17 protein-coding genes are annotated in these 16,370 nt (G+C 68.4%); 6 read left to right on the forward strand and 11 right to left on the reverse strand.

Annotated features, from left to right (window positions below):
• Nucleotides 1–55: 55 nt before the first annotated feature.
• Both ectB and ectA read right to left on the reverse strand, forming a co-directional pair.
• Nucleotides 56–1,378 (reverse strand): diaminobutyrate--2-oxoglutarate transaminase, encoded by a 1,323-nt coding sequence (gene ectB, locus MLG_RS06075; RefSeq protein WP_011628935.1) that lies wholly within the window; start codon nt 1,376–1,378, stop codon nt 56–58.
• A 55-nt stretch (nt 1,379–1,433) separates the two neighbouring features.
• Nucleotides 1,434–1,979 (reverse strand): diaminobutyrate acetyltransferase, encoded by a 546-nt coding sequence (ectA, locus tag MLG_RS06080; protein WP_041717939.1) that lies wholly within the window; start codon nt 1,977–1,979, stop codon nt 1,434–1,436.
• 309 nt (nt 1,980–2,288) lie between these two features.
• On the opposite strand from ectA, the gene tsaB reads away from it, so the two are divergent.
• Entirely contained in the window at nt 2,289–2,978 is a 690-nt protein-coding gene (gene tsaB, locus MLG_RS06085) for a tRNA (adenosine(37)-N6)-threonylcarbamoyltransferase complex dimerization subunit type 1 TsaB (protein ID WP_011628937.1), read from the forward strand.
• A 51-nt stretch (nt 2,979–3,029) separates the two neighbouring features.
• Here tsaB and znuA read toward each other — a convergent pair whose 3' ends face one another.
• The gene (znuA, locus tag MLG_RS06090) at nt 3,030–4,019 is read right to left on the reverse strand and encodes a zinc ABC transporter substrate-binding protein ZnuA (protein WP_011628938.1); all 990 of its coding nucleotides are present in this window, start codon (nt 4,017–4,019) and stop codon (nt 3,030–3,032) included.
• A gap of 121 nt (nt 4,020–4,140) precedes the next feature.
• Here znuA and MLG_RS06095 point away from each other — a divergent pair, with 121 nt between their 5' ends.
• Genes MLG_RS06095 through MLG_RS06105 form a run of 3 tightly spaced genes read left to right on the forward strand, consistent with a single transcriptional unit; the run spans nt 4,141 to nt 6,210 of the window.
• Nucleotides 4,141–4,629: a Fur family transcriptional regulator gene (locus MLG_RS06095; protein WP_011628939.1), complete on the forward strand. Its 489-nt coding sequence runs from the start codon at nt 4,141–4,143 to the stop codon at nt 4,627–4,629.
• The gene (locus MLG_RS06100) at nt 4,617–5,396 is read left to right on the forward strand and encodes an ATP-binding cassette domain-containing protein (protein ID WP_011628940.1); all 780 of its coding nucleotides are present in this window, start codon (nt 4,617–4,619) and stop codon (nt 5,394–5,396) included. Before MLG_RS06095 ends, MLG_RS06100 begins: the two co-directional genes overlap by 13 nt.
• Nucleotides 5,389–6,210 carry a metal ABC transporter permease gene (locus tag MLG_RS06105; protein WP_011628941.1) on the forward strand — a complete coding sequence of 274 codons (822 nt, stop codon included), beginning with the start codon at nt 5,389–5,391 and terminating at the stop codon, nt 6,208–6,210. The genes MLG_RS06100 and MLG_RS06105 overlap by 8 nt, the downstream gene beginning before the upstream one ends.
• Before the next feature lie 27 nt (nt 6,211–6,237).
• Here the strand turns inward: MLG_RS06105 and MLG_RS14780 are convergent, their stop codons facing one another.
• The 8 genes from MLG_RS14780 to MLG_RS06145 all read right to left on the reverse strand — a co-directional run bounded on the left by MLG_RS14780 (nt 6,238) and on the right by MLG_RS06145 (nt 13,202).
• Nucleotides 6,238–7,053, reverse strand: a complete 816-nt coding sequence (locus tag MLG_RS14780) for a DUF3299 domain-containing protein (RefSeq protein ID WP_011628942.1) — start codon at nt 7,051–7,053, stop codon at nt 6,238–6,240.
• A gap of 88 nt (nt 7,054–7,141) precedes the next feature.
• Entirely contained in the window at nt 7,142–8,548 is a 1,407-nt protein-coding gene (locus MLG_RS15855) for an ABC transporter permease (protein ID WP_011628943.1), read from the reverse strand.
• Nucleotides 8,545–9,192, reverse strand: coding sequence for an ABC transporter ATP-binding protein (locus MLG_RS06120; protein ID WP_011628944.1), 648 nt, complete (start codon nt 9,190–9,192; stop codon nt 8,545–8,547). The genes MLG_RS15855 and MLG_RS06120 overlap by 4 nt, the downstream gene beginning before the upstream one ends.
• Nucleotides 9,193–9,317: 125 nt before the next feature.
• Nucleotides 9,318–9,746 (reverse strand): phosphoribosyl-AMP cyclohydrolase, encoded by a 429-nt coding sequence (gene hisI / locus MLG_RS06125; protein WP_011628945.1) that lies wholly within the window; start codon nt 9,744–9,746, stop codon nt 9,318–9,320.
• Nucleotides 9,747–9,748: 2 nt separating this feature from the next.
• The gene (locus tag MLG_RS14785; RefSeq protein ID WP_011628946.1) at nt 9,749–10,375 is read right to left on the reverse strand and encodes an ABC-type transport auxiliary lipoprotein family protein; all 627 of its coding nucleotides are present in this window, start codon (nt 10,373–10,375) and stop codon (nt 9,749–9,751) included.
• 1 nt (nt 10,376) lies between these two features.
• Nucleotides 10,377–11,309 carry an MlaD family protein gene (locus MLG_RS06135; protein ID WP_011628947.1) on the reverse strand — a complete coding sequence of 311 codons (933 nt, stop codon included), beginning with the start codon at nt 11,307–11,309 and terminating at the stop codon, nt 10,377–10,379.
• A 1-nt stretch (nt 11,310) separates the two neighbouring features.
• Nucleotides 11,311–12,084 (reverse strand): ABC transporter ATP-binding protein, encoded by a 774-nt coding sequence (locus tag MLG_RS06140; RefSeq protein WP_011628948.1) that lies wholly within the window; start codon nt 12,082–12,084, stop codon nt 11,311–11,313.
• Nucleotides 12,081–13,202, reverse strand: a complete 1,122-nt coding sequence (locus MLG_RS06145) for an MlaE family ABC transporter permease (protein WP_049753531.1) — start codon at nt 13,200–13,202, stop codon at nt 12,081–12,083. Before MLG_RS06145 ends, MLG_RS06140 begins: the two co-directional genes overlap by 4 nt.
• 150 nt (nt 13,203–13,352) lie before the next feature.
• Between MLG_RS06145 and MLG_RS06150 the strand changes: the two genes are divergently transcribed.
• A complete protein-coding gene (locus tag MLG_RS06150; protein ID WP_041718365.1) occupies nt 13,353–14,873 on the forward strand; it encodes a bifunctional aminoglycoside phosphotransferase/ATP-binding protein in 1,521 nt (506 codons plus the stop codon).
• Nucleotides 14,874–14,909: 36 nt separating this feature from the next.
• Nucleotides 14,910–16,277: a glutamate--cysteine ligase gene (locus tag MLG_RS06155; protein WP_011628951.1), complete on the forward strand. Its 1,368-nt coding sequence runs from the start codon at nt 14,910–14,912 to the stop codon at nt 16,275–16,277.
• The last annotated feature ends 93 nt before the right edge of the window (nt 16,278–16,370 follow it).

Here is a 16,370-nt window from a genome sequence, read left to right on the forward strand (position 1 = left end):
GTGGCAACACCGGCGCCGGTTTTCTCATGGGTGACACCCTGGGAGCACCCGGCGGCTACTGGCTGGAGGCGGCGTCGCGGTTCATGCCCAGCTCCTCCATGGCCGCCACCAGCGCCTGCTCGATGATCGCCAGGCCCTTCTCCAGGTCCTCGTCGGAGGTGACCAGCGGCGGCAGCAGCTTGAGCACCTCGTCGCGCGGCCCGGAGGTCTCGATGATCAGCTTGCGCTGGAAGGCGTGCTCGCTGATCTTCTCGGCCAGCTCGGCGTTATCGAAGGCGATGCCCTGCATCATCCCGCGGCCGCGGACCTGACCCGGGGCCTGCGGGTACTTTTTCAGCAGGCCGGCCAGGAACTCGCGCATCTTCTCGCCCTTGCGCAGGACCTCCTTCTGGAAGCTGTCGTCGCTCCAGAACAGTTCCAGTGCGCGCTTGGCCGTGACCACGGCGGGGTTGAAGCCGCGGAAGGTGCCGTTGTGCTCACCCGGCTCCCAGATGTCGTGCTCCGGCTTGACCAGCGTGATGGACAGGGGCATGCCGTAGCCGCTGAGCGACTTGGAGACGGTGACGACGTCCGGCTTGATGCCGGACTCCTCGAAGCTGAAGTAGGACCCCGCGCGACCGTTGCCGGCCTGGATGTCGTCCACGATCAGTAGCATGTCGTACTTCTTGCACAGTGCTTCGACCTGGCGCATCCACTCCGCGCAGGCCACATTGAGGCCGCCCTCGCCCTGGATGGGCTCCATGATGATGGCCGCGGGGTGGTCCACGCCCGAACCCCCATCCTTGAGCATCCGGTCCAGGTAGTCGACGCAGTTGCGCTCGCTCCCGCCGCGGTTGACGCAGGGGCCGAAGTAGCCGCAGTAGGGCATGGTCTGGCCGTGGGTCAGCGGGATGCCGGCCCCCTTGCGCTTGAACTCGTTACCCGTCACCGACAGCGAGCCCAGGGTCATGCCATGGAAGGCGTTGGTAAAGGAGATGACGTCCTCCCGGCCGGTGACCTTGCGCGCGATCTTCAGCGCGGTCTCGACGGCGTTGGTCCCGGTGGGCCCGGGGAACTGCACCCGGTAGTCCATGCCGCGCGGCTCCAGGATCAGGCGGTGGAAGGTATCCAGGAATTCGGCGCGGGCCTTGGAGGCCATATCCAGGCTGTGCGTGACGCCGTCGCGCTCGAGGTATTCGATCAGCGCCTTTTTGATCTCCGGGTGGTTGTGCCCGTAGTTCATGACGCTGGCGCCGGCGAAGAAGTCCAGGTAGGCCTCACCGTCCAGGTTATAGAGGTAGCTGCCCTTCGCAGTGTCGAACACGGTGGGGAAGCTGCGCACGTAGGAACGGACGATGGACTCGTGTTCCTCGATCGTGTGCATATAATCGATAGTCATGGTGATCCCTCTGTATGAATGAACCTTGGTTGTCGAGTGCCCGGCAGCTGCCGGCTCAGGCGATGCAGTCGCCGTAGCGCCGCCGGACCTCGTCCGGGTCGAGCGGGCCGATCCGGAAGAGCAGCTCCGCCTCGTGCCCCTGATCGGGGTGGAAGTGCTCTTCGGTGAAATGCGGGCTTTCGATGTTGTCCACGCCCAGCTCGCGCGCGATGGAGGCGAACAGCGCCCGGGAGGCCTCGTTGGAGGGCGAGATCGTGGTCTCCAGCAGCGTCGCGCCGCGGGCACCGGGGGCGGCCAGGAAGGCGCGGAGCAGCCGCTTGCCCAGGCCCTTGCCCCGGGCCGCCGCATCCACGCCCACCTGCCAGAGAAAAATGGAGTCGGGGCGCTTAGGCGGGCGATAACCGATGACGAAACCCACGATCTGGCCGTCCATCTCCGCCACCACGCTGGTGTCCGCGAAGTCGGTGGCCATCAACAGGTAAAGATAGCTGGAGTTCAGGTCCAGCACCCCGGAGTCGCGCACCACGCGCCACATGGGGCCGCCGTCATCAACGGTGGGGGTGCGGATTACAATGCCGTCCGCCGCGTTCTTATCAGACACGGGATTCTCCTCGCTGGCTAGCTGGATGCGTGACAGAGAGCGGGTGTGTGAATGCCCCAGGGCCGACGGGCGGTTTCCGGGCGGGCCCGGGCCGGGCATTCAAGGGATGAATCGGTGTGATTGTTGAGGCCGCCGGTGGTTGCCGGCTTATTCTGTAGGGCTCGCAAACCGAGTCCTCGTTGCTCCTTTAAGCCCTTCATTCAAACATTCCGCTATAAGCAGGTCAAGCTGGGCGCCCCGGGGGCATGAATGGCGAAGGGCGCCGGCGTATACTGTCCGTCCTTATCACTATAGGTGGCGGTAGCGGTGATGGTGCAACGAATTCTGGCCCTGGATACGGCCACGGAGGCCTGCTCGGCGGCGCTGGCCGTGGGCGATGCGGTATTGGCGGACAGTGTCATCAGCCCCCGCGGCCATACCGCCCGGGTGCTGCCCATGGTCAAGGCCTTGTTGGCCGAGGCGGGCATCTCGCTGGCGGCATTGGACGGCCTGGCCTGGGGCTGCGGCCCGGGATCGTTCACCGGGTTGCGCATCGGGACCTCGGTGGTCCAGGGGCTGGCTCTGTCCCACGATCTGCCGGTGGCGCCGGTCTCGAACCTCGAGATGCTGGCCCAAGGGGGCTGGCGGGCGGTTGGCGCCGCCCGGGTGGTGGCCGCCCTCGATGCCCGGATGGGCGAGGTCTACTGGGCCGGCTACGAGATCGGTGAGGATGGGCTGATGCACCCGGTTGCCAGGGCCCGGGTCTGCGCTCCCGAGGCCACCCCCTGTGTGGTCCGCGGGGAGGGCTGGTGGGGTGTCGGCCGGGGGTGGGGGGCGTACGGTGACGCCCTGGCGCGCCAGCAGGGCGAGTTGGCCGGCACCCTGCCGGAGGCCGTGCCGTTGGCCCGTGACGCGCTGGCCCGGGCCCGCCAGGTGTTGCGGGATGGCGAGGGGGTTTCGGCGGAGCAGGCCCAGCCGGTCTACCTGCGCAACCGGGTGGCGGAGAAGCCGCGGGCCTGAACCCGGCACCCGCAGTGGTCGTCCCGGCGACCGATGCCCGGGCGTGCGGCGTCAGGCCCGGGCCAGACAGGCCGCCAGGTCGTCGGCCAGGCGCTCCATCAGCTCGAACCAGGCGTCCGGGCCGGGTTCCAGGGTTGCGCCCAACGGGTCGAGGACGCCGGCCTCGGCCCCGGTGCCTTCCACCAGGGTGGTCACCAGGCTCGGGCGGAACTGTGGTTCGGCGAAGACGCAGCGGGCACCGGTATCACGGATGCGCTGGCGGAGTTCTGACAGCCGGCGGGCGCTGGGCTGGCGCTCCGGGCTCACCGTCACCGAACCCACCGGACTGAGGCCGTAATGCGCCTCGAAGTATTGGTAGGCGTCGTGGAAGACCAGATAGGGAAGCTCAGCCAGCGACGCCAGGCGTTCATGCAGTGACGCATCCAACCGCTCGATCCGCTCCAGGGTGGCGGCGGCGTTGGCGCGATAGGCCGCGCCGTTGTCCGGGTCGAGGACCGCCAGCCTCTCCGCCAGCGTGTCGATAAACTGGCGCGCGAAGGCCGGGGAAAGCCACAGGTGAGTGTCGTAGTCCCCGTGGTGGTCGTGGGGCTGGCCATGACCATGGTCATGGTGGTGGTCACTATGGCCGTGGCCATGGGGTTCGTGGCTGTGATCGTCGTGGTGGTGCGGGTCCCACAGCCCCCCCTCGCGGATCGGGTGCAGGGGGATACCGTCCAGCGCCAGCAGCGTCATCTTCTCCGCATCACCGGCCAGGTTGCGCAGCGGCCGCTCCAGGAACCGCTCCAGTTCCGGGCCGACCCAGATGACCAGCTCGGCGTGACGCAGATGCTCTGCCTCCGACGGCCGCAGGCTGTAGGTATGTGGCGAGGCGCCACCGGGGAGCAGCAGTTGCGGCTCGGCCACGCCGTCCATGACCGACGCCGTCAGGCTGTGCAGCGGCAACAGGCTGGCGACCACCTTTGGCGGCTGCGCCAGGGCACCGATGCTTGTCGTGAGCCCCAGAAGGGCACAGCCAAGCAGGCCGAACAGTTTGCTTTTCATGGGCTTGTCGGGGTTCCAATGGGGAGAGTGGGCCGCTCGGCGCCGGGGCGCCCGGGTTCCGTGAATCGGTTCAAAATGTTATAACATTGCACACTGTGGATGCAAAGCGGGACGTCATACCATGAACGAGCCGGGGGTGGTCACCGATTTCCACGACCACGGCCATGACCATGCCGGGTGTCAGCAGGCGGCGCTGCGCCGGGCCGAGGCGGTCTGTAGGACGAGCGGGGCACGACTCACGCCCCTGCGGCGCCGGGTACTGGAGCTGATCTGGGCGAGCCATGAGCCGGTCAAGGCCTACGAATTGCTGGCCCGGCTGCGGGAGGAGCGGGCCAGTGTGGCGCCGCCCACCGTCTACCGGGCCCTGGAGTTCCTGCTCGCGCAGCGGCTGATCCACCGGCTCGAGTCCCTTAACGCCTACCTGGGCTGCGGCGCCCCGGACCGGCCTCACGCCTGTCAGTTCCTGATCTGTGAGCGGTGCCAGGCGGTGGCGGAGTTGTCCGATGACGATATCAGTCGGCTCATTGAGCGCAAGGCGCGCGACCTGGGCTTCCAGATGGACCGGCAGACCATTGAACTGACTGGCGTGTGCCCCGCATGTTTGGCCTGATCCACAATCCGCCCCACGCAGGGCGGCTGCCGGCCGCCGCCACCACCCTGGTGGAGGCCCGGGGGTTGACGGTGCGCCGGGGTGACCAGCCGGTGCTGTGCAATGTGGATCTGGTGGTGGAGAGCGGACAAGTGGTCACCCTGGTGGGGCCGAATGGCTCCGGAAAATCCACCCTGGTGCAGGTGCTGACCGGCGTGATCCGGGATTACCGGGGGCAGGTGGGGCGCCGCACGGGGCTGCGGGTGGGCTACGTGCCGCAGCACTTTCGCATCGACCGCAACCTCCCCATCACGGTGCGCCGGTTCATGAAACTGGCGCCGCGGGGCCGCCGGGGCCACTGGGCGGAAGCGGTGGCCGATGCCGGTGTCTCGCAGTTGCTGGACCGGCCCATGCAGGGGTTGTCGGGTGGCGAATTGCGGCGGGTGCTGCTGGCCCGGGCACTGCTCTCACGCCCGCATCTGCTGGCGCTGGACGAGCCGGCAGCGGGTCTGGATCAGCGTGGCCAGGGGGAGCTGTACCGTTTGATCCGCCATGTGCGGGATCGCTACGGCTGCGGCGTGTTGGTGGTCTCCCACGACCTCAACCTGGTGATGGCGGCCACCGACCAGGTGCTCTGTCTGAGCGAGGGCCATATCCTGTGCCGTGGGGCGCCGGAATCGGTGCGCGCCCACCCGGAGTACCGGGCGCTGTTCGGCGCGCACCTGGGGCCGGAGACAGCGGTCTTCCCTCACGCACACGGGCCGGGGGAGGGCTGCACTCATGGATGATTTCCTCCTTCGTGCCCTGTTGGCCGGTTTCGGACTGGCGGCGGTGGCCGGGCCGTTGGGGAGCTTCGTGGTCTGGCGGCGCATGGCCTATTTCGGCGACACCCTGGCCCACTCCGCCCTGCTGGGGGTGGCCCTGGGCTTTCTCATCGGCCTCAATGTCAATCTCGGGATCTTGCTGGTCTGTGGGGCGCTGGCGGTGCTGTTGGTCGTGCTGCGCAGCCGCCAGCGGCTGGCTGACGACACCATCCTGGGCATCATGGCGCACAGCACCCTGTCCCTGGGCCTGGTCTCTCTGGCGTTCCTGGAGCACGTTCGGGTGGACCTGATGGCCTACCTGTTCGGGGATATCCTGGCGGTGGGCCCGACCGAGTTGTGGTGGATCTGGCTGGGTGGGCTGGCGGTACTGGGGGTGTTGGCGCTGATCTGGCGTCCCCTGCTCACCATGACCCTGCACGAGGAACTGGCTCGGGCCGAGGGCGTGCCGCTGCTGCCGATGCAGCTGCTGTTCATGGGTCTGATGGCGGGGGTTATTGCCATTGCCATGAACATCGTCGGTATCCTGCTGGTTACGTCGCTGCTGATCATCCCGGCGGCGACCGCCCGCCTGTTTGCGCGGACGCCGGAGCAGATGGCGGTACTGGCCTCCCTGCTGGGTTGCCTGGCGGTAGCGGGGGGGCTGCGGGGCTCCTGGAATTGGGATCTGCCCACCGGGCCTGCCATCGTCGTTACCGCCACCCTGTTGTTCACCCTGGCGATGGCGGCGACCTCCGTCTGGCAGGCACTCAGGGGTGATGGTGGGCGGGTCAATGGCTGATGCGTCCGGCCCGGCGCCGAGCCTCGTTCAGTCGGCCGGCCGGGCGTCCTTCAGCCGGTAGAACATGCCCATCTCATTCGGGTCGAGCAGTTCGAGCTCACCCTCCAGGGTGAGGGCATCGAATGTGAAGGCCAGCCCACGGTCTGTCTTGACCTCCACCACGCTCTCCGGTCCGCCCGGGGCGCAGTAGAAGCAGCTCGGGGTGCTGGCGCTGAGCAGGAAGTGGCGCTGCCGGTCGCCCTGTTCCAGCGGCATCATGAAGCCCTGGACCCGGACGGTCTGGCCCTCCAGGGCCAGGATGTCGTCGGGGAACTCGGCGGCCAGCAGGTCCTCCTCCTCCCAGGTCTTCAGGGCGCCGAGCCGGCGCCAACTGAGCACATCGTCGCGCTCCGGCAGCTCACCCTCACCCACCTGGTGGTCGCCGTGTTGGTCCGCCTCCTCGCCGCCCACACGCAACCGCAACTCTCCCCGGGCCTCCCCGGGACCGGAGATCTCCAGGGTGTCCTGCCCGCCGCGTTGGGCTAGCAGCCGGGTGCGGGCAAAGCCGTCGGCGTCGGTACGCGGGGCGGGGTGGGTGATGAGATTGCCCGCGCGGGAGAGCACGGCCAGCCGCTCGCCCGCGACCGGCGCGCCATCGGCATCGGTAAAGCGGAAGGCCAGGTGGACCTGATCGCCGGCGTCCAGGCTCAGGGCCTCCACCTCGCCGAGTTCCAGGTTGCCGTCCAGGTAGGCGCTGATCCGCGGCTTGCCGGCGCCGTCCCGGCTGTCATCCGCGCAGCCCACCAGTGCGAGGACGGCCATCAGCGCAACCGCAAGGACCTTGCCGGCCATGGTTCGTGGCATCGGGTTCCCCCTCGTCGTGCGGCCTGAGCCCTCGGAGTATGCCATCTCGCCGCGCCGGGTGCCCGAGCGGCCGGTCCGGCGCCGACGGCTACCGCTCAGACAACGTCAGGGCGATGTCGGTTCGATAGGCCTGCCAGGCCGGCAGCAGGGCGGCGACCAGGCCGATGCCGGCGGCGATCAGCAGTAGCCAGCCCTCGCTCGGCACCCAGGTCAGGCCGGTCAGCTCCAGCGGCCGGTCGCGGCCGATCCAGCGGCCGATCAACTCGGCCGACAGGTGGCCGCCGGCAAGGCCCAATAGGGTGCCTGTGAGGGCCAGAAGCTGGCCTTCCAGGAGCACCAGGCCACTCACCAGTCGGGGCGAGGCGCCGAGACTGCGAATGATCGCGATGTCGTGCCGCCGTTCCCGCAGGGCGTTGTAGAGGCCAATGAAGACGCCCAGGCCGGCGGCCAGCAGCAGCACCCCGCCGAAGGCCTTCAGGGTGTCCAGGCCGACACCCATCATACTCATGAGGCGCGCGCTCTCGTAGGCCGGAGAGGCGGCCTGCAGGCCGGCCTCGGCGTTGATGGCGCGGGGCAGTTGCATGGCAGCCAGCGGTGAGCGGTAGCGGACCAGCAGGGCGGTCAGTTCCTGGTCTGCGGTGGCCACATCGTCGTGGCCGGCGCCCGGCTCCCGGTGGTCATGCCCTTGCCCGGCCGGATGCCCGTGGTCGTGATCCGGGGCCGGCTCGTGGGTGTGAGCCCGGTCGGCCTCATGGTCATGGCCATGGCCGGCCTCAGGGTGGTCGCTGTGGTCGTGCTCATGGTCGTGCTCATGGTCGTGATCGTGGTCGTGATCGTGGTCGTGATCGTGGTCGTGATCGTGGTCGTGATCGTGGTCGTCGTCATGGACGTCCCAGACGCTCTGCACCGAGGTCAGGACCAGCCGGTCCATGACCGTGCCGGTGGGGGCCAGTATGCCGACGACGGTGTAGGGGGCGTAGTCGTGGACATGGCCATGGCCGCCACCCAGGCCGTGGGCGCCGACGATCTCATCGCCGATGGCGAGCCCATGGCGGGCTGCCACCGCGGATCCGAGGGTGGCCTCCATGGCCTGCTCCCAAAGGCGCCCCTCGGCGAGTTCCCCCCGGTAGAGATCCACGTAGCCCGCGTCCGTGCCCACGATGCGGTGGCCGCGGTAGTTGTCACCCAGGGCCAGGGGGATGACCTCGCTCACCAGCCGGTGGTCCGCCAGCTCGCGGGCGGTTCGTTCAGGGATGTTGCCGGTGGGGATGTCCAGGTGATAAACGCTGGACAGGATCAGCTGCATGGGGCTGCCACTGGCGCCCACCACCAGGTCGATACCCTGGGCATCGCGGGTGAACTGGCGCTCCAGTTGATGGCCGTATAGCAGTAGCAGGGCAATGGTGCCGGTGCCCAGCGCCATCAACAGCAGATTGAGCAGCGCGGGGAGGGGACGGAAGCGCAACCAGTTGAGAGTGAGGCGCAGGGCGTTCATGCGGCCACCCTCCCTTCGGCGAGATCCAGCCGCTGGGGCAGCCAGCGGCCCAGGCGGCGGTCGTGGCTGGCGACCACGAGGGTGGCCGCGCAGGCCTCCGCCTCGTCGCACAGCAGCCGCGCCACCCGCTCGGCGTTGGCCTCGTCCAGGCTGGCGGTGGGCTCGTCGGCGAGCAGGATGCGCGGCTGATTGACCACCGCGCGGGCGATGGCCACCCGCTGGGCCTGGCCCTGGCTCAGCTCATGAGCACGCCGGTGGGCCAGATCGGCGATGTCCAGGCGTTCCAGCGTCGAGTGGACCCGCACCCCGTCCCTGGGGAGTCCGGCCAGGTAGCGGGCCAGTTCCAGGTTGGCGGTTACGGTCAGGGCCGGCAGCAGATGCAGCCGCTGGAAGACCATGCCGATATGGCGGCCGCGGAAACGGTCGAGCTGGGCCGGCGCCAAGGTGGTCAGGGCCTGCTCCCCCACCCGCACCTCCCCGGTCGCCGGCCGCAGCAGGCCGGCCAGCAGGTGCAGCAGCGTGGTCTTGCCGCTGCCCGAAGGGCCCGACAGCCACCATTGCTCACCGGGGCCGGCGGTCCAGTCGGGGAACCGGATGGGCTTGCCATTGCGGTAGCGGTAGGTCAGTGCCGAGGTCTGCAGCATGGTGCTCCTGCCTGAGGGTAGTGGGCCATCGGACGATAGGTTGATAATGTTATGTGATAACGTTGCGCCCGCAAAGCCGTCCGATCGCTGAAATGGCCAAGGGGCCCGCTCACCGTCGGACCCACTCAGCGGTGGTAAAGGGTCTCCGGGTCGATCTCCGGCGCCGCGATGACCTCCAGGCCGTCCCCGTCGAGCCGGTTGTAGAAACAGCTGCGGCGGCCGGTGTGGCAGGCCGGGCCGGTCTGGTCCACCCGCAGCAACAGGGTGTCGCCGTCGCAGTCCAGGCGTAGCTCCACCAGTCGCTGCACCTGACCCGAGCTCTCCCCCTTGCGCCAGAGGCTGCGCCGGGAGCGGGAGTAATAGCACACCCGCCCGGTGCGCAAGGTCTCCTCCAGCGCCTCGCGATTCATCCACGCCATCATCAGCACCTCGCCGGAGTCGTGCTGCTGGGCAATGGCGGGGAGCAGCCCCTGCGCATTCCAGGGCAGGGCCGCGAGCACGGCGGGGAGATCCCGGCGGGTGCCGGGGCGGGCCTTCTCCAGATCCTTGAACATGGTCAGCGTTCTTCCAGGGCGGTTCTCAGGTGGTCGGTGATCTGCGGGAGCAGTTCGGCCAGGGCCCGGTTGGCGGCCTTGGCGCCGGCCACCGGGTGGCGCCGTTCGGCGGTCACCTCGGCGTGGAAACGGCGGGTGGTGAGCACCTCGCCGGCCTCGCTGTCCAGCAGCTGGATGCGCAATGTTAACACCACCCGGCCGGCGTCCTCGTCGTGCTCGAAGCGGTGTTCCAGGCGTTTCAGCTCCGTGTGCAGGCGCAAGGGGGCGTCGACCACGGTGGGGCCGTGAATCACCTGGCGGAACGGGCCGTCGTGCTCCAGCACTGCGACCAGCGCCGGAGTGAGCATCCGCGCCGGGGGCTCCACCCACTGGTGGTGGGCGAAACGTTGCAGTTCCCAGTCATCGCGGCGGTAGCGCATGGCACTGCTGGTGTAGCCGGGCGCCGCCTGGGTTGCCATCACCCGCACGGCGCCCGCCAGGGGTTCGGATCCGCCCGGGGCCTCGCTGGGCGCCCAGGTCAGGCTGTAGGTACGCGGCGACTCGGCCGGGCCCGGCAACGCGAGGCCGCAGGCGTTCAGGCTGAGGGCCAGGGTCAGGGCGGCAATCAGGGCCGTCAGGCAGCGGGTCATGTCAGCGCGTCTCCTCTCCGGGGCCCGGGGCGATGGGTTGGCGGCCGTAGATCAGCATCTGCGGCTCGTCGCTGAAGTCCTCCAGGGTCCGTTCCAGATCCTGTGACAACCGGCGCATCTCGTACATCAGGGTGCCCAGTTCGGGGATCAGGGTCTGATTGACATCGATAAGGGTGGTCTCGCCCCGGCTGGCCAGGGCGTCCAGGGTGTCACCGGTCCGGCCCAGGTCGTCGGCCAGCCGCGCCCAGCGCGCCAGGGTGTCGTCGAGCCGGTCCATGCTCTCCGGCAGCCGCGCGGCGGCCTCATTGCCCTGGTCGAGCAGTTGGTTGAACCGAACCATGGTCTGGTCCAGGTCCTCGCTGCCCTCGGCCAGGTTGGCGACCAGCACGTTGGCGTTCTGGAGCAGCCGGGCCACGCGCTCGCGATTCTCCTCGCGCAGGAGGTCGCGCACCTCGTCGGCCACCACCCGCATCACACCCAAAGCCTCGTCCACCGTCTGCTCCAGGCGGCTGCCGAAGGAGGGGACGGTGCGGAGGGCGGGCAGGTCATCGCCGGCGCGCGGTTGCGGCGTGACGGGGTCGGTGGTGCTGCCACTAAGCTCGATGAAGGAGATCCCGGTCAACCCCTGGGAACGGAGCGTGGCCACGGTCTCCCGGCCGATGGGGACCCGCTCCTCGACGGAGATGACGATGCGGACCTCGTCCGGATGCCGGGGGTTGAGGGTGATGGCCTGGACCCGGCCCACGTCCACGCCGCGGTAACGAACGGGGGCGCTGACATTGAGCCCGGCCACCGACTCATCCATGTAGACGGCATAGTCGGTATGAGGCTGGGTCCGGATGTCGCCACCGAGATAGAGCCCGGCGCCGATGATGGCCAGGGTGAGCAGGATGACGAACAGCCCAACCAGGGCGTAGCTCACGCGGGTTTCCATGTCAGCGGTCCCTCCAGGCGGCGGTGCGCGATCCACCGAAGTAGGCCTTGATCAGCGGGTGGTCATTGCGCGCAAGCTGCTCGATGGGCTGCACGGCCAGGACCCGGCGGTCGCCCAGAAAGGCCACCCGGTGGGTGGTGGCCCAAAGGGCATCCATGTCGTGGGTGACCATGATAACCGTAAGCCCCAGCAGCTTGTGCAATTCCGCGATCAGTTCGTCAAAGGCGCCGGCACTGACCGGGTCCAGTCCGGCGGTGGGCTCGTCGAGAAAGAGCAGCTCCGGGTCCAACGCCAGGGCGCGGGCCAGGGCGGCGCGCTTCACCATGCCGCCGCTCAGTTCGCTGGGGTAAAGGTGAGCCGCATCCAGCGGGAACCCCGCAAGTTGGATCTTCAGCATCGCCAGGTCCTCGACCGTGGCGGCATCGAACCGGGTGTGTTCCCAGAGCGGCAGGCTGACGTTCTCCTTGACGGTGAGCCCGGTAAACAGCGCCCCCTGTTGGAAGAGCACGCCCATGCGCTGGCGCAGGGCCTTCTCCTCGCCCCGACCGAGGGACCGGGTGGGGGTCCCCAGCAGGTGGATCTCCCCGGCCTGGGGGCGGTGCAACAACAGCATGCTGCGCAGCAATACCGTCTTGCCCGAGCCGCTGCCGCCCACCAGGCCGAGGATCTCGCCCCGCCGGACCTGCAGATCCAGGTCCTGGTGCACCGTGGTACTGCCGAAGCGGTTTTCCAGGCCGGAGACCGCCACCGCGATGTCGCCCGGGATAGCGCTCATAGCCCCACCAGGTTGAACAGGATGGAGAAGACGGCGTCGGTGACAATGACCAGGAAGATGGCCTGCACCACCGTGATGGTGGTGGCTCGGCCGACGCTCTCGGCACTGCCCTTGACCCGCATCCCCTGGAAGCAGGCGATGCCGACGATGATCAGTGCGAACACCGGCGCTTTGACGAGGCCGACCCAGAGGTGGGAGGTGGCGATGGCCTCCGGCAGGCGGTTGATAAAGTCGTGCATGGCCACGCCGAACATCAGGTCGGCCACCAGCATGCCGCCGAGAATGCCCAGGACGTCGGCATAGATGGTGAGCAACGGCAGCACCACCATCAGGGCCATCAGCCGCGGCAGGATCAGCATGTCGAAGGGGCTGATGCCCAGGGTACGCAGGGCGTCGATCTCCTCGGTGATCTTCATAGTGCCCAGTTGTGCCGCCCACGAGGAGCCGGTGCGCCCGGCCACCACGATGGCGGTGAGCATGGGGGCCATCTCCCGCAGCATAGTCACGCTGACCAGCTCCACCAGGAAGATGTTGGCGCCGTAACGCTCCAGGGTGTCACCGCCCTGGTACGCGATCACCAGGCCGGTGAGAAAGGCGAGCAGGCCGATGATCGGCAGCGCCTGGACCCCGGCCTTCTGGATCTCCGCGGAGAGCTGTTTCCAGCGAATCGTCCAAGGGCGGAGGAGGCGGGGCAGGGCCTCCAGGGCGATCTCCCCGATGAACGCCAGGAACGCCCAGAAGTGCCCGAGCCGGATCACCGTCTGCCGGCCCAGGCGCTCCAAGGGCCCCGGCGGCGGCGGGGGCGGGCGGCGTTCACTGACCGCACGCTCGGTGAAGGCGAGCAGGCCGTCCATGTGCTCCGGGCGCTCCTCCCCCAGCCTCACGCTGTCGCCGCGCTCGCGCAGTCGCTCCTGCAGCCGGTGCAACTGCCGGGCACCGGTCAGGTCCAGCCTGCCCATGGCGCTGGCATCCAGGGTCCAGCCCCCGGTTCGTGGCGGTGGCAATGTGCGCAGGTCCTGGCCGGCCAACCGGGTCAGGCCCGTGCGGGTCCAGTCACCGCTGCATTGGATGAGCCCTCGGACCTCATCCCAACTCAGCCCGGCCGTTTGTGCTTGCATGTCCCTGGTCACTGCCTCAGTGTCCCTGCCTTGGTCGTTGGGGCGGCCGGCGCCCCACCGGTGGGGGCACCCTTGGGAGGCCCTTTGGTGCTACCATTCGCACGGGTAAGTTATCGCTAGAGGTGTGAAGTGAGCAACGGCAGTGATGCCATGGAGACACAGGCAGAGTTACTTGCGGCGCTGCGGAACCCCCGGGTCTACCCCTGGCCGGCGGAAGGCGTGGAGGTCATAGAGACCCACATCTCCACCGTTTTTCTGGCTGGAGACCATGTGCTGAAGATCAAAAAGCCGCTGGATCTGGGCTTTCTGGACTTTAGCACCCTGGAGCGACGGGCCTGGTGCTGCGAGGAAGAGGTGCGTCTGAACAGCCGGCTCGCGCCCGATTGGTATCTGCGCGCGGTGCCCATAACCGGCCGTGCCGACGCGCCGGCGCTGGAGGGTGACGGCGAGCCGCTGGAGTGGGGGGTGCTGATGCGCCGTTTCCCCCAGTCGGCCCTGATGGATGCCCGGCTCGAGCGCGGAGAACTGCCGGTGACGGTCATGGAGGACCTGGCGCGGGTGGTGGCCGAGTTCCATGCCGAGATCCCCGGGGCGGGGCCGGATACCGATTACGGCTCGGTGGATTCGGTGCTCGCGCCCATGCTCCAGAATTTCGAGCAGCTGCGGGGGTTGGAGGCGGCCGGGGCCGACCCGGCCGCGTTGGACGCCCTGGAGGCCTGGACCCAGGCGCAGGGGGATGAACTGGAAGAGCTGATAGACAGCCGGTTCCAGGGCGGATTTGTGCGCGAGTGCCACGGGGACCTGCACCTGGGTAACATCGCCTGGCATGAGGGCCAGGTGATTGTCTTTGACGCCATCGAGTTCGAGCCCTACCTGCGCTGGATCGACGTCGCCAACGAGGTGGCGTTTGTGATCATGGACCTGGACCACCGCGGCGCCAGTGATCACCGCCACCGGTTCCTGAACGCCTACCTCGAACACACCGGCGACTACGGCATGGTCCGCCTGCTGCGCTTCTATGCGGCCTATCGGGCCATGGTGCGCGCCAAGATCAACGGCTTCATGGCCAGCCAGGCGGAGGCGGGCAGCGATGCCCGCCAGGCGGCGCGCCAGCGGGTGACCGACTACATGGCCCTGGCCCAGCGCTACACCCAGCTTCGCCGCCCCGAGCTGGTCATCACCCATGGCCTGTCCGGGGCCGGCAAGACCCGCGTGGCCGGTGAGCTGGTGGCCGCCGAGGGCCATCTGCGCCTGCGCTCGGACGTGGAGCGCAAGCGGTTGTTCGGCCTGAGCCCGGATGCGCGCCGGGACGATGAGCCCGAGCAGGGGTTGTACACCGCTGAGGCCACCGAGCGTACCTACAGTCATCTGGAAGGATTGGCCCGGGAGATGCTGGAGGCCGGCTGGTCGGTGGTGGTGGACGCCGCCTTCCTCGACCCCCGGCACCGGCAGGCCTTCCGTGACCTGGCTGAGGAGTTGGAGTGCGACTTCCGCATCCTCGCCGTGCAGGCCCGGCCGGAGGTGCTGCGGGAGCGGGTCAAGGCCCGTGCTGATGCCGGTGGCGATGCCTCCGACGCCACCCTCACCGTCCTCGAGCACCAGCTGGCGGACTACGAGCCGCTGAGCGAAGCCGAGGCGGCGGTGGCGGAGGTGGTCCGAACGGACGGTTGACCGACCGTCACCCAACACCCCATGGAGACGTTGTAAATGTCCGCACCCGACGAGGCGGCAGTGGCAGAGCCGGTCACCCGCAAACAGGCGCTGGTGGACTGGGTCGCCGCCGGCTGCAAACCGCCAGAGGATTGGCGAATCGGTACCGAGCACGAAAAGTTCGTGTTTCACCGCGGGGACCTGAGCCCCGTGCCTTACCAGGGCGAGCGCGGCATCGGCCAGTTTCTGGCCCGCCTGCAGCGGTTTGGCTGGGCCCCGGTGCACGAGGGCGAGCACATTATTGCCCTGAAGAAGGACAAGGGCAGCATCACCCTGGAGCCCGGTGGCCAGCTGGAGCTCTCCGGCGCCCCCCTGGAGAATATCCATCAGTCCTGCCGCGAGGTGCAGGAGCACCTGCGCCAGGTGGACGAGGTGGCGCGGGAGCTGGATTTGGGCATGATCGGGCTCGGTTTCCATCCCACGGCCCGCCGCGAGGACATCCCCTGGATGCCCAAGGGGCGTTACGCGGTGATGCGCAACTACATGCCCAAGGTCGGCACCCTGGGGCTCGATATGATGCTGCGCACCTGCACCGTGCAGGTGAACCTCGATTTCAGCTCCGAGCGCGATATGGTGCACAAATTCCGGGTGGGATTGGCCCTGCAGCCGCTGGCCACCGCGCTGTTCGCGAACTCACCCTTTGTCGAGGGCCGGCCCAGCGGCCTGCTCAGCTACCGCAGTCACGTCTGGACCGACACCGACAACGATCGCTGCGGCATGCTCCCCTTCGTCTTCGATGAGGGCATGAGCTTTGAGCGCTACGTGGAGCATGTGCTGGACGTGCCGATGTACTTTGTCTACCGCGACGGCCGGTATATCGACGTCGCCGGCCAGTCGTTCCGCGACTTCATGTGCGGCCGTCTGCCGGGGCTGCCCGGCGAGTACCCGCGGATGAGCGACTGGGAAGACCACCTGTCCACGCTCTTCCCGGAGGTGCGCATGAAGCGCTTTATCGAGATGCGCGGTGCCGACGGCGGTCCCTGGGGGCGGCTCTGTGCCCTGCCGGCGTTCTGGGTCGGGTTGCTCTACAGCGATCGGGCCTTGGATGAGGCGCTGCAGTTGATCGCGGACTGGAGTGTGGAGGAGATCAGCGCCCTGCGCGAGCAGGTGCCGAGGGAGGGGCTGGCGACCCGGTTCCGCGGCGGCACCCTGCGCGAGGTGGCGCTGGAGGTGCTCGCCATCAGCCGTCGCGGCCTGGCCGATCGGGCGTGGCTGGACCGGCGCGGCCGTGACGAGGCGCACTTCCTCGACCTGTTGGACGGGATCGCCCAGAGCGGCCGTACCCCGGCGGAGGAATTGCTGGAGGCGTGGGCGGGGCGTTGGCAACAGGATGTGGCCCCGGTGTTCCGGGAGTTTGCTTATTAGCCCGATCCAGGGGCCCATCGGTCACGGGGGGATTGTCACGGGGCCGCACCGGGCATAGGCTTGTACAGGTATTGTACAGTTAGGTCCGGAGGG

It is taken from the genome of Alkalilimnicola ehrlichii MLHE-1, from assembly GCF_000014785.1.
Taxonomy (GTDB): Bacteria; Pseudomonadota; Gammaproteobacteria; order Nitrococcales; family Halorhodospiraceae; genus Alkalilimnicola; species Alkalilimnicola ehrlichii.